The following is an 11,955-nucleotide window of genomic DNA, read 5'->3' as shown; positions in this document are numbered from 1 at the left end:
GAGTTCAGTGCCGTCCGGCTGCTTGTGAAACAGGCACGACGGCGGCTGCTGGCCTGAGTGCTGGGCGTTCCGGCTCCCGTGCTCCTGATGCTCGGAGGTGCCCCGTTGCTCGCCACGGTTCTGCACGCGCTGACATGATGAACCGCCAAAGGGGCCTTATTGAACAGAAGCCTGGTCCGCGGCCGCTCTCAACCTAGGTTCGGGCTGGGAAACTACGCTACGGACAGTCTGCCGCTGGTCCGGAAAGTGCTTGTCGAAGCGATCGCGCGCCATGCGTCCCAGCCTCTCGACGGTGTACCAGCTGATGACCGCCAGCAACAGGGTCACCAGGATTGCTGACACTGCCACCAGCGGCGGCAGGTCGGCTGTCGATCCGCCATTGAGCCACAGAATGACGATGTAGTTCCAGAGGTAGGCCCCATAGGAAACTGTGCCCAGTGCCTGCAGAGCTCGAGTCCACTTCGGCATTACCTGGGCGCGGGAGGCGGCCAGCACCACCAGGGCCCCCGCGGCAGCCATGGCTAGCGGGCCTCCCACAAAGAAAAAGGCCGGCGATTCGTTGGCCCTGGGAAAGAAGATCAACGAGGCCAGGACAACTATGGAGCCGAGCAGTGCTGCCTCTCTAAACCGCCGGCCGGAAAACCAGCTGAACACATGGACCCTGTACAGACGCAGTCCCGAACCGACGATCAGCCCGAGACCCCACGTCGTCGGCAGCGCGTAGACCATGGAGTGAAGTTGCGGAGCCAGGATCAGCATCGCCAGCACACTTGCCGTCATGAGGGAGAAGACGACGGCGGCGGACCAGCCAATCAGCCGTCCCTGACGGTTCTTCCGCAGGGCCCACACCAGCAGTGGCGGCCAGATCAGATAGAACTGCTCTTCCACGGCCAGAGTCCAAAGCGGTCCGATGGCCAGGCTGACATCGAACGGCAACGGGATGTCCTTGAGGTAGCCGAAACCGGCAAGGAGGCTATAGCCGACAATTCCCTTGGACCGGTCTCCGAGGACGTCGGCCGTCAGTTCAACGGCGGCATACACGCCCAGGAAGGCGATGAGGGCTGGCAGCAGCCGGAAAGCCCGGTGCGCGTAAAAGCGGCCGTAACGGATCTTCCGATGCCGCTCGACGTCCCTGAGGAGTACTCCAGTTATCAGATAACCGCTCAGCACAAAGAAGACAATGACACCGACGATGCCTGCACCTTGGAATATCCCGGGCCAGGAATGCCCCAAGAGAACGGCGCCAACGGCGGTACCGCGAAGAACGTCCAGGCCGTCCAGCCTGGGGCGGACTGCGGTTTGATGGGCAGTTTGCTGGGCGGGCGCCGCGGACGTTCCTTCAACTGGCACTGTCACATAACCTCCGGAGCCTCGATCTGGCCGGTTTCAGCTTCAGCTGACTCAAGCAAGACCGACCGTTGCCTGTTGACACGAATGCGATTGCAGACGCCAAGTCCGGCGCCTCGCTCCAGTATTCCCGATTTGGCTGGACGGAACCTGACCTTGGCCGGTTTGGAGGCAGAGGCGGCGGACGGTTGTCTCCCGTCCGCCGCCCCGTCTGCCGCAACCTTGGCGGCTATGCTACGCGGACGAAGGAAGCGCCGGTAAGCCAGCTGATGGGGTGGACCTGGGTCTTGTAACCATCCACGCCACCGCTGACAACCTGGCCGTTGCCAGCGTAAACGCCCACGTGTCCGGCAGTGATAACCAAGTCACCGGGAGCGGGCGTCCCTACAACACTGCCGTACTGGAAGAACTGACCTGGGGCCAAGTCGCCCACGCTCTTACCAACGGAGCGCAGAGCCTTCTCCACCATGGCGGTGCAGTCCTGGGTTACACCCAACTGGGAGTATGCAGAGGCCAGAACGGCCGCACCGACAGAGCCGGATGTAGCTGCGGGAGCGGGTGCCGAAGCTGCGGCAACGCGTACTGCCGGGGCCGGAGCGACTGCCGGAGCCGGAGCCGGAGCTGGCGCAGCAGTTCCGGCACCGGGGATCGTGATCTGGTTGCCCGGGTAGATGATGGTTGCCATGGACATGCCGTTAGCCGAGAAGACCGCGTTAAGGCTCACGCCGTAACTGGCCGAAATGGCGCCGAGGGTGTCGCCGGAGACGACTGTGTGGACCCTGGCCGCAGCTGCTGCCGGTGCTGCTGGTGCGGGGGCCGGTGCCGGCGCGGCGGCCCGTCCCTGGACCTGAACACTGGTGTTGCCGGAATTGTCAGGCGCGTGGGTTCCGGCGTGGGCCGGTGCCCCAATGCCGAACAGAAGTCCGGATGCGGCAGCAACAACCAGGCCGGACCTTCCAATGTTCAGGGCATTCGACTTGGTTGCGGCTGACAAGCCCTCAAGTGCGACGGATCGGCTGGAGGTCGCGCGATGGCGGGCGGTAGTGGAGTTTTTTGACACAGAGATTTGCCTCTCTCATGCCTGCGAGGTGAGCTGTCGGGTTCGGGTCGGAGACACCCGGCCGGAGACGCCGCCGTACGGGACGGAGCGTTATCGACTTAACCCCAGGCCTGTGAGAGGCCATGGAAACGTGGTTCCCCCGTCCCTGCCAGCTGGAAAGCGATTGGATCCCGGTCAGCGGCAGGGTTCGGCATACTGACGGAAATGTCCCGGCTGAAACCGGGGCACCGGAAGAGGGTATCTTCTGCTTCCGGGTATTGTCACATTACGGTAACGAGTGTGTAGTGCTTCGGCGCGCCGCCTAGCTTCTGCGATGCGGCCATGGCAAGAGTGGCCGCGAGCGATGGCGCTTCCCAACCACAAGCTTCTTCCCAACCACAAGAAAGCACGACCATGCCTCAGCAACACCATGACTGGCTTCCGGAGCAGCGGACAACGGAGCCTGCGGAAGGCGTCTTCTTTGTGGAGGGACCGGCGTCGAACTGGGTCATAGTCCGCGAAGGGGCTGACTTTATCGTCATCGACGGCGGTTACCCCCGCGACGTCGTACACGTACTGGCTTCGATCCGACAGATCGGCTTGGAGCCGGCGGAGGCCAAGGCGATGCTGATCACCCACGGTCACGTTGATCACACAGGGTCCGCCGCGCACTTCTCGAAGGAGTACGGCACTCCAATCCTCTGCAGCCCCGAGGAGCTGGCACATGTCCGGGGTCAGGAAAAGCACCAGGTGACCCTGGGCCAGGTTCTTCGGCGGGCATGGCGGCCCCGGGTTCTCCGCTGGATGCTGCACGTCATCAAGGCCGGCGCCCTGACCGCGGAGCCAGCCACAGAAGCACGGGCGTGGGGAGCCGACGAACTGGGATCGCTTCCCGGCTCGCCCCGAGCGGTCCTGGTTGCCGGGCATACACCTGGACACACCACGTTCGTGCTCCCCAAAGCCAATGCCGTGGCGACTGGGGATGCCCTGGTCACGGGTCATCCGCTCAGCAAGGAAACGGGTGCCCAGATGTTGCACCCTATGTTCCACAGCCGCCCGGATGCGGTAGGGGAGGCGCTAAAGTGCCTGGCCGACGTCGACGCCTCCTTGGTCCTCCCTGGGCACGGGCCAGCATTGCGGATGGGGATTGGTGACGCCATCGCCACCCTCTCTACTGCCTAGGACCCACCGTTGGTGGTCCGGTCAGGATGCCCGACGCGGTCGATCTGCAATCGGGTCGAGTCAATGTCAGCATCCGGAAAGGCATCCCCGTGCCGGTGGACAATCCTCCACACGCCGCCGTCGCGCCTAAAGATCGTAGTGACCCGTAATGCAAAAGGCGACGGTGGTCCGCCACCGATTGATGCCGTCGTGTGCTCAGCGCCCACAACGTACGCCAGGTCGCCGCTGACGCCGGCAGCGATGACCTGGTACTCGAATGATGCGCAGTTCGAAAAGCGGGCGGCGAGGAAGTCGAAACTGGAGGCCACCTCCTCCGCTCCTATCTTTGTCATTGCCGCCCCGAAAAGGGTCACAGGATCGCTGCGTGACCAGAGGCCTTTCCGTGGTTCAGCGTCGCCGTTATGCAGAGCCGTGTCGGCTTCCGTCAAGCCGGGCATGACATCTTCCAGGAATGCATCTACGTCGTCCATGACGTCCTCCGCTCTTGCCGCTATGAACCATTATCGAAGTGTCCGATCATCGCCGCAATGGGCGAAGGACGAGTTTCTACCCTTGCCCGACGGACGACTTTGGAGGAGGATGTTCGGCACACTCGAGGAGGCCCATCATGATCCAGCTTGGCAAGTTTGAGAGGTACCTGGTCGAGGAATTCTTCGACGATTACCGCGCCGGCGCCATGACTCACCGGACTTTTACCCGCCGGGTGGCGTTCATCACCGGCAGCATGGCCGCAACCTCGGCTGCGATGCTGTTGGTCGGATGCACTCCCGAGGAACTGCCGTCCGATACTGACCCCATGCCCAGCCCCGAAGCGCCGTCGTCCGCAGCAGGGTCCGGCCCCGCGGCCGCCGGAGCGGTCCCCGGGGCGAAAAGCCCGCTCTCCATTCCGGAAGGTGAGTCAGGCTTGACGACGTCGACAGTACGGTTTCCGTCCGGAGGAACCGACATCAGTGGTTACCTCGCCCGGCCGGACACTGCCCCAAAGGGACCCGCCGTCCTGGTCTGCCACGAAAATCGAGGGCTGACTCCCCACATCCAGGACGTGGCACGCCGCTTCGCCAAGGCCGGGTATGCAGCCTTGGCAGTGGACTTGCTGAGCAGGGAGGGAGGCACCGAGAACATGGACCCGGACGCGGTCCCCGGAGCGCTAACCAAGGACGGTGTGCAGCGCCATGTCTCTGACTTCGCCACAGCTTATGACTACCTCCAGTCCCAGGACTTCGTGGACCCGGACCGCATCGCCATGAACGGCTACTGCTTCGGGGGTGGCATCACCTGGCAGGCGGCCACTGCGTTGCCCGGGCTGAAGGCCACCGCTGCCTTCTACGGACCCGCCCCGGACCTGGATAAGGTCCCTGCCATCAAGGCAGCGGTCTTCGGCGTCTATGCCGAGCTCGACCAGCGGATCACAGGTGCGATGCCGGCCCTTCGCGATGCCTTGGCCGCCAGTGGCATCCGCAATCAACTCACCGTATATCCCGGCGTCGACCATGCATTCCATAACGACACAAGTGAACGCTACAAAGTAGAGCAGGCCACCGCTGCCTGGAACGACACGCTGGCCTGGTTCCGTCAGTACGTCTGAGTGCGTGAAGTCAGATGACGGCGATTCTTGGGCTTCTCTTCGGCCATGACCTGGAACCCTAACCGAAGCGAAATCAAGCAGCCCTTTGCTCCGCATAGCGGGCGAGTTTCAGCGCCTTGGCTCTCTTCCGGGGCCCTCGGCTCTGCCCATGTGTGAGGGAGGGCAGGGTTCCGGGCAGGGGTGGGGCGGTGGATTGGTACTTGTGGTCGCTTGGGGTGGTGATCTGGATGGTGTGGCGTGGGCCTGGGCGCGGCTTGACTGTCCAGCCTGGGGTTTCTTTGGTGTGGTTGCAGGTTTCGCAGAGTCCGGCGCCGTTGTCCAGGGATGTGGTGCCGCCCCGGTGCCAGGGGATGATGTGGTCCAGATGGCGGATTGGGGCGTCGCAGTAGGGTGTCCGGCAGGTGTCGTCGCGGGTTTGGATGAAGCGGCGGAGCCCGGGCGGGTAGATTCTGGCGCGGGAGTCCATGGCCACCAGCTCACCGGTGGCCGGGGCGGTGTAGAGCCGCCGCAGCCAGGTGGTGAACCCGCCCCGGCCGGTTGAGTCGCCGTCGTTGGTGGTGTCGGTGCCGTCGGCGTTTGCGTGAGGCGATGCGAAGGCGGCGGTCCTGGCCCATTCGGCGGGGATGATGCCGTAGCCGGGCAGACGGGCGGGTTCCGTGTCGCCCTGGAGGAGGGTGCGATCGGTCATGATGAGCTGGATTTGGACGCCGGTGATCCCGCCGGGTGTGCCGGTGATGCGTTCGATGAGGGTGTCGGCCATGATCTGTCCGCGGGAGCGGGTGTCCGCGGCGGCGCGGCTGGTGTCGGCGTGGCGGGCGAGGGCGGCGTGGACGGCGTGGACGGCGACTCCTTCGCGAACGGGGAGCAGGGCGGTGAGGTAGGTCATCGTGTCTGGCGCCGGGCGGAGGCTGACGTGCCTGTCGGCGGCGGCGTTGCTGGCACGGTTGACGACCGAGCGGGGGTCCAAGCGGTAGGCGGCGGTGCGGGCGGCGGCGAGCGCCCGGTCGCCCATCCCTGCCAGGGCGCCGGTGTCCGCGGCGAGTTGTTCATCGACGGCGCACCGGTCCGGGGCGCTGAGGCAGGCTGTTTCTTTGACGAGGAGGGTGGCGCGCCATTCGTTCAGCTGTCCGGTGTGCAGGGCAGCGAGGGTGTGCGGCATTTCGGTGACGAGGGCTTTGGCCAGGCCCAGGAGACGGCTTCCGCGGGCGGGGGACTCGCGGCGGGCCAGCGCGATCTGCCCGGCGACGCCTCGTCCCAGTTCTGCGGCGGGCACACCTGCCTTGTGCTGGGCTCCGCGTTCCCGGGCATCGAAGGCGACGGCGATCCTCGCCTGCAGCCCCGCGGCAGCGGACTTCAGATCCTCCAGCTCCCGAAGCTGATCGATCAACCCCGCACGATTGCCACAGGGCCGAACAGCAGCCAGCAAAGCCGCTACATCCCCGACCGTGACACGATCGTCGTCGGCTGTTGCCTTAGCCTGGAGCCCTGGATTTCCTTCCATGGTTGGAGTCTTTCAGGGACCACTGACAATTAAGGAAGGACCCGGCTTGTGTGCCGCGTCGTTTCAGTGGTCCATCGGGGCTGCATGCACGGTCAGCGTATCCGGGTCGACGCAGCCTAAACGGCCAGCATAAAGACGATTTCAGAAACTGACAGGCTCGACCTGATTCCGCGCGTGGTCAATACTCAAGATGTGACTGAACTAAGCGAGGCCTTGTTCATAGGAGGCCGCTCTGGGGTGGGTAAGACGACGGTGGCCTACGAACTCCACTCCCAGCTGTCAGCGCAGGATCTCCGACATTGCCTGATTGAGGGCGACAACCTGGATATGGCCCATCCTGCGCCTTGGGTGCATGGGCTGGCCGAGAAGAACCTGGCCGCCATGTGGAAGAACTACCGGGAGCTTGGCTACCGTCGTCTGATCTACACCAACACCGTCAGCGTCCGGCAGACACAGGCACTTGCAACGGCGATGGGGGACGATCCGGGGATCACAGGCGTGCTGCTCATGGCCGAGGATCTGACCACCTACAACAGGCTTGCAGGGCGGGAATCCGGACTGGAGCTGGACTCGCACTACGGGCGAAGCCAAAGCGCCGCACGGGAACTCGATCTACTAACGCCTCCGTGGGTACACCGTATTAAGACCGATGGCCGCCCGCCGGCAGATATCGCACGTGAGATCCTGCTCCTGACAGGGTGGCAACACTAGTCGACGGTGCGGGGCCACTGGCGGGACGCACCAGGTGCTGCTGAACCTCGGGAAGAGATTCCGCAGCACTGCATTAAGTCAGCGGCAGCGAAATGCCGTTGCAAGTTTCCCGCTCCGCCGGCATGCCGACAGGCAATGAGACAACCGGGGCACGGGATAATTGGCCAATGGCAAGCAACAGCACCCGCCTCGCAGTGTGTCCCGAACTCGGCGACGAGGAACTGAACGAACTTTTTGCAGCGTCGTGGCCCGACCACGAGATGAGGCCGTTCGCTCCAGTACTCGCGCGGAGCCTCCTGTGGGTGGGTGCGCGGGTACGCGGCCAGCTCGTCGGGTTCGTCAACGTCGCGGGCGACGGCGGCGTACACGCGTTCATCCTCGATACGACTGTGCATCCCGAGGCCCGCCGGAGAGGCCTCGGCATCGAGCTGGTCAAGGCGGCCGCATTCGAAGCCAGGGAACGCGGAGCCAGCTGGCTCCATGTCGACTATGAGCCCCACCTGGCAGGTTTTTACGCCCGGTGCGGATTCCAACCGACAGCGGCCGGCCTCATGGCACTCTGAGGGCAAATGACGGTGCATGTCATCGGCCGAGTGGCCGGGGCAGCATGGGAATAACTTGAATGGCTGCTGCGACGCTGCCGGCAGTCAGTGTCGGCGAGAACGAGGCATCATCCCAGGTGCGGCCGCGGTGCAACCAGACGCTCATGATGCCAAGGGAGTGGGCGCCTTGAATATCGGCGCCCGGAGAGTCGCCGATCATCCAAGCCCCTTCGAGCGTTGAGCCAGCCGCACTCGCCGCGGCGAAGAAGATGCCGGCCTCTGGCTTCTTCGTTCCGGCTGATTCGGAGATGACCCAACCGGCGACTTCCCGGTCGAGACCGCTAACCCGGAGTTTCCGTTCTTGTTGCTCCACTGTTCCATTCGTTATGACGAAGGGGAGCCACCCGTCTTTTCTGGCAGAAGCCAGAGCCTGAACGATAGTCGGGTCCGGCTCCAGGTGGTCTGCCATGCCCCAGCGCAGGGCGTCCTCAAGCTCGCTGCGCGCCGACGCCCCAAGCGTGAATCGATGGCGTATGCGGGCTGAGAGCCGGGCCCGGGGTTCGTAGCCGTCGGCGTCAGCAGCCACGAGCCAGTCCACCTCCGTCTCGGCTCCGGTCCCGTGCCTGGCCGCGAACTCTCCAGCCCAGCGGCGGAAGGCTGAGGCACGATCAACGAGAGTATTGTCCAAGTCCAGAAGGAGGAGGGGCATGAGTGAGAGTTTAGTCATCCCAGTTCCAGGGATTTGCCTTGCACCCGGCTAGGGTTGCAGTCGGTTCGTCCTCTATGTGAACCGGGCAAGCCCGGAGAGATGCTGCGCGTCGGCCAGGGCGCTGGAAGACCTTCGGACCTGGGCCATGCGGAGGTTTTCAGTGGCGGCGACGATGCTCTTTACTTCTTCGGGGTCTGCCTTGCATGGTGAGCCGTGGTCAAACGGGGGTTCCGGGTCATATTCGATGGCCAGCTGAATCCTCCGGGCTTCGTCGTCACCAAAGAGTTCCGCCGCCAGCGTGAAGGCAAAATCAATCCCCGAGGTAACCCAGGCACCTGTAATCCGGTTTCTGTCGCGGACAACTCTTTCAGGGGTCGGATGGACGCCGAAGTGTTCGAGCATCTGCAGGGAAGCCCAGTGGCTGGTGGCTCGGTAACCGGTGAGGAGTCCGGCCGCTGCAAGGGTGAATGATCCCGTGCAGACGGAAGTAATCCAACGGGCTTTCCGGCCCTGGGTCCGGAGAAACGCCAGGGCGTTGGGGTCGTCGAACATGTCGAACGCTCCTGCGCCTCCGGGAACAAAGAGGATGTCTGCCTGGGGGCACTCGTCAAGGGTTGTAGTCGGCACGATGCACCAGCCGGCATCGGTGGGGACAGGATCCAGGTTATGCCAAGCGAGGTGAACTTCGGTGTCCGGGAATTTGGAGAAAACTTGAGCGGGCCCCGTGAAGTCCAGCTGGGTGACCCTGGGAAAAAGGAGGACAACGATTCTCAGTGGACGAGACGGCATGTTTTCAGACTATACGAGCTGCCGGCGGCACCTCGGACGGACTGGACCTGGCGATCCGTCCGGAATATGGGAAAGAATGAATTCATGCCGATCCTGCCAGCCGAACGTGACCCGCGACTGATCACCGTGCGCCGCGGCGGAACATTAACAGATGAGCACCATCGGCTGCTCGCGGAGTGGGCAGCCGTATGCGCCGAACACGTCCTGCATCTCTTCGAGCAGGAGCAGCCACATGACACCCGCCCACGTGACGCTATCGGCGTCGGTCGTGCCTGGATCCGCGGCGAGGTGCGCATGCGTGATGCGCACCGGACCGCTTTCGTGGCGAGTGCCGCCGCTCGTGGACTGCCCGGCCCGGCGGAGTTCGCCGCTCTTGCGGCCGGGCAAGCGGTGGCGGTCGCACATGTCGCAGCCCACGACCTGGGAGCTGGCGCATACGCGATCAGGGCAGCCGCTGCTTCCGCCGTCGCGAGTGAGACAGAATCAGCACGCGTCCGGGAACGGGACTGGCAGCGAGAAAGAATTCCCATGGAGGTTAGGGAGTTGGTCCTAGATGACCAGCGGCGTCGAAGCGCGATCTGCTGGAACGCCTTCGACGACTGACCACTGACAGTAGGGGGACCTGATGAGCGAAGTAATAGATCGGTTGGCTGCAGCGCTGAACGCGCGTGATCTCGAAGCGGCCGCGGTGCTGTTCCACGAGGACTACCGCAGCCAGCAGCCCGCCCATCCGGGACGGGCTTTTACTGGTCGGGCACAAATGCATGCGAATTGGGCCGCGATGTTCGCCGGAATTCCCGACTTCACGTCAGAAGTGATCCGCTCCGTGGACGACGGGGATACCACCTGGATCGAATGGGACTGGTCCGGCAACCGCAGCGACGGTGAACCATTCCATATGCGAGGCGTTGCCCTTTTCCAGGTAGCGGACGGCCTGATCACTGCTGGCCGCCTGTACCTGGAGGACGTCGAGCAGGAATGGGTTGATATAGAACAAGCGGTGGAGTCACTGTCCGGACGCCGCCCACAAAGCAACCCCTCACAAGGCAAGGAAAACGACCAGGGCAAATGATTTAGCTAACCTGGCCCGGCACAAACAAATAGACGGCAGCCATCCCGGCCTTTCGTTCGCTTTTCCGACAGCGAAATCCAGGATCGCCCGGTAAGCTCACAAACTATGTCCTGGTTTGGTTTCAATCCGAAACTCCCCGTTATTGCTGGAGCGCTGGCAATTGTCTTGGCAAGTTCCGCCTCACTGCTGCCGGCAAACGCCGACGACGATGCCCCGCCGAGCGGTTATCCCTCCTGGCAGGACGTGCAGAATGCCCAGCAGAGCGAGGCAAGCAAGGCCGCAGAGATCACCAAAATCGGCGACCTTCTGAGCGGACTCCAGACGCAGGCTGAGGCGCTGGGCACTGCCGCGGTCAAGTCGGCTGCCGACTATGCCGTCGCCGAGTCGGCCCTCGAGGCTGCAAGCGCCAAAGTGGACGTCCTGACGGCGCAAACCGCGCGCGCCAACACTGAACTGGGTCAGTACAAAAAGGAAATCGGTGCCCTCGCCGCGCAGTCCTACAAGACCGGCGGGACCAACATGGGTTTCTTCGTTGCCCTCGACGCAGTGCAGACCAACAGCATCCAGGGCCTCAACATCGTCCAGATCGTCAGCGACAAAACGGCCGCCCTCGTCAACAAGTCAGCAGCAGCAGAGAAGTCCTCCCAATCACTCGCCGACCAGGAAAAATCGGCCAAAGCAGAACGTGAGCGGTTGTCGGGCGAAGCGAAAGCCAAGCTGGAAGCCGCCCAGGCCGCCCAGCAGGCCATGGCCCAGCAGATCGCAGAGCAACAGCAGCACAGTCAGGATCTTACGGCACAGCTGGCGTCCCTCAAGGGAACAACTGCAGCGGTTGAAGGCCAGTACCAGCAAGGCCAGGCCGCCCTCGCCGCCTATGAGTCAGCCCAGGCTGCCAAGCGCGCCGCGGCAGAGGCGCAGGCACGCCAGCAGGCCGAAGCGGCCAAGGCTGCAGCCCTGGCCGCCGCGCGGGCACCGGCGAATCCCGCCCCTGGTAGCCCGGTCCCCGGACCCGCAGCACCCGGCCCGGGGCCGACGCCGGCCCAGCCACCCGTCGTCGTGCCGTCTGTTCCCGGAGGCGCAGTCAACGATCCTGCCGGGGCCAAAAGCTATGCCTCCGGCCAGTTGTCCGCCTACGGCTGGGGCCAAGACCAGTTCCCATGCCTTGTGAGGCTCTGGACGCAGGAGTCGAGCTGGCTGACCACGGCCACCAACCCGTCCTCCGGCGCATATGGAATCGCCCAGGCGCTTCCGGCGGGCAAGTATGCCAGCGCCGGCAGCGACTGGCTGACCAACTACCGTACGCAGGTAAATTGGGGCCTCAGCTACATCGCGGACCGGTACGGCTCCCCATGCGGCGCCTGGAACCATGAAGTGGCCAACAACTGGTACTGAGGCAACTGCTACTGAGGCAACCAGTACCGACGCGGTAGGGATTCGGATCATTGGCCCATCCCACGCCGTTGCCACCAGCCCGCAAA

13 protein-coding genes and 1 riboswitch are annotated in these 11,955 nt (G+C 63.9%); of the genes, 7 read left to right on the top strand and 6 right to left on the bottom strand.

The window, feature by feature from the left end:
- Positions 1-156 precede the first annotated feature (156 nt).
- Both J7E83_RS05080 and J7E83_RS05075 read right to left on the bottom strand, forming a co-directional pair.
- Entirely contained in the window at positions 157-1,356 is a 1,200-nt protein-coding gene (locus J7E83_RS05080) for an acyltransferase (RefSeq protein WP_214959676.1), read from the bottom strand.
- Positions 1,357-1,576: 220 nt separating this feature from the next.
- Positions 1,577-2,341 (bottom strand): LysM peptidoglycan-binding domain-containing protein, encoded by a 765-nt coding sequence (locus J7E83_RS05075; RefSeq protein ID WP_251043453.1) that lies wholly within the window; start codon positions 2,339-2,341, stop codon positions 1,577-1,579.
- 69 nt (positions 2,342-2,410) lie between these two features.
- Positions 2,411-2,610: riboswitch (cyclic di-AMP (ydaO/yuaA leader) on the bottom strand.
- A gap of 190 nt (positions 2,611-2,800) precedes the next feature.
- Between J7E83_RS05075 and J7E83_RS05070 the strand changes: the two genes are divergently transcribed.
- On the top strand, positions 2,801-3,568 hold the full coding sequence (locus tag J7E83_RS05070) for an MBL fold metallo-hydrolase (RefSeq protein ID WP_214959672.1): 768 nt from the start codon (positions 2,801-2,803) through the stop codon (positions 3,566-3,568).
- On the opposite strand, the gene J7E83_RS05065 is transcribed toward J7E83_RS05070, so the two are convergent.
- Positions 3,565-4,038, bottom strand: a complete 474-nt coding sequence (locus tag J7E83_RS05065; RefSeq protein ID WP_214959670.1) for a nuclear transport factor 2 family protein — start codon at positions 4,036-4,038, stop codon at positions 3,565-3,567. The genes J7E83_RS05070 and J7E83_RS05065 overlap by 4 nt on opposite strands.
- Before the next feature lie 137 nt (positions 4,039-4,175).
- Between J7E83_RS05065 and J7E83_RS05060 the strand changes: the two genes are divergently transcribed.
- Positions 4,176-5,153, top strand: coding sequence for a dienelactone hydrolase family protein (locus tag J7E83_RS05060; protein WP_214959668.1), 978 nt, complete (start codon positions 4,176-4,178; stop codon positions 5,151-5,153).
- 73 nt (positions 5,154-5,226) lie between these two features.
- Here the strand turns inward: J7E83_RS05060 and J7E83_RS05055 are convergent, their stop codons facing one another.
- A complete protein-coding gene (locus J7E83_RS05055) occupies positions 5,227-6,654 on the bottom strand; it encodes an HNH endonuclease signature motif containing protein (RefSeq protein WP_214959666.1) in 1,428 nt (475 codons plus the stop codon).
- Positions 6,655-6,846: 192 nt separating this feature from the next.
- Here J7E83_RS05055 and J7E83_RS05050 point away from each other — a divergent pair, with 192 nt between their 5' ends.
- Complete coding sequence (locus J7E83_RS05050) at positions 6,847-7,365, top strand: adenylyl-sulfate kinase (protein WP_214959664.1); 519 nt, start codon at positions 6,847-6,849, stop codon at positions 7,363-7,365.
- Between the two features lie 167 nt (positions 7,366-7,532).
- Positions 7,533-7,928, top strand: a complete 396-nt coding sequence (locus J7E83_RS05045) for a GNAT family N-acetyltransferase (RefSeq protein ID WP_214959662.1) — start codon at positions 7,533-7,535, stop codon at positions 7,926-7,928.
- A 19-nt stretch (positions 7,929-7,947) separates the two neighbouring features.
- Here J7E83_RS05045 and J7E83_RS05040 read toward each other — a convergent pair whose 3' ends face one another.
- Positions 7,948-8,616, bottom strand: coding sequence for an HAD family hydrolase (locus tag J7E83_RS05040; protein ID WP_214959659.1), 669 nt, complete (start codon positions 8,614-8,616; stop codon positions 7,948-7,950).
- A 72-nt stretch (positions 8,617-8,688) separates the two neighbouring features.
- The gene (locus tag J7E83_RS05035) at positions 8,689-9,405 is read right to left on the bottom strand and encodes a DJ-1/PfpI family protein (RefSeq protein WP_214959657.1); all 717 of its coding nucleotides are present in this window, start codon (positions 9,403-9,405) and stop codon (positions 8,689-8,691) included.
- An 84-nt stretch (positions 9,406-9,489) separates the two neighbouring features.
- Here J7E83_RS05035 and J7E83_RS05030 point away from each other — a divergent pair, with 84 nt between their 5' ends.
- From J7E83_RS05030 to J7E83_RS05020, 3 genes are all read left to right on the top strand, one after another.
- A complete protein-coding gene (locus J7E83_RS05030) occupies positions 9,490-10,008 on the top strand; it encodes a putative immunity protein (protein WP_214959655.1) in 519 nt (172 codons plus the stop codon).
- Between the two features lie 22 nt (positions 10,009-10,030).
- Positions 10,031-10,477, top strand: coding sequence for a nuclear transport factor 2 family protein (locus tag J7E83_RS05025; protein ID WP_214959653.1), 447 nt, complete (start codon positions 10,031-10,033; stop codon positions 10,475-10,477).
- 105 nt (positions 10,478-10,582) lie between these two features.
- Positions 10,583-11,869, top strand: coding sequence for a lytic transglycosylase domain-containing protein (locus J7E83_RS05020; RefSeq protein WP_214959651.1), 1,287 nt, complete (start codon positions 10,583-10,585; stop codon positions 11,867-11,869).
- The last annotated feature ends 86 nt before the right edge of the window (positions 11,870-11,955 follow it).

The organism is Arthrobacter sp. ISL-48, assembly GCF_018613805.1.
In the GTDB taxonomy this organism is placed as follows: Bacteria; Actinomycetota; Actinomycetes; order Actinomycetales; family Micrococcaceae; genus Arthrobacter.
This window is presented reverse-complemented; position numbering and strand designations above follow the sequence as displayed.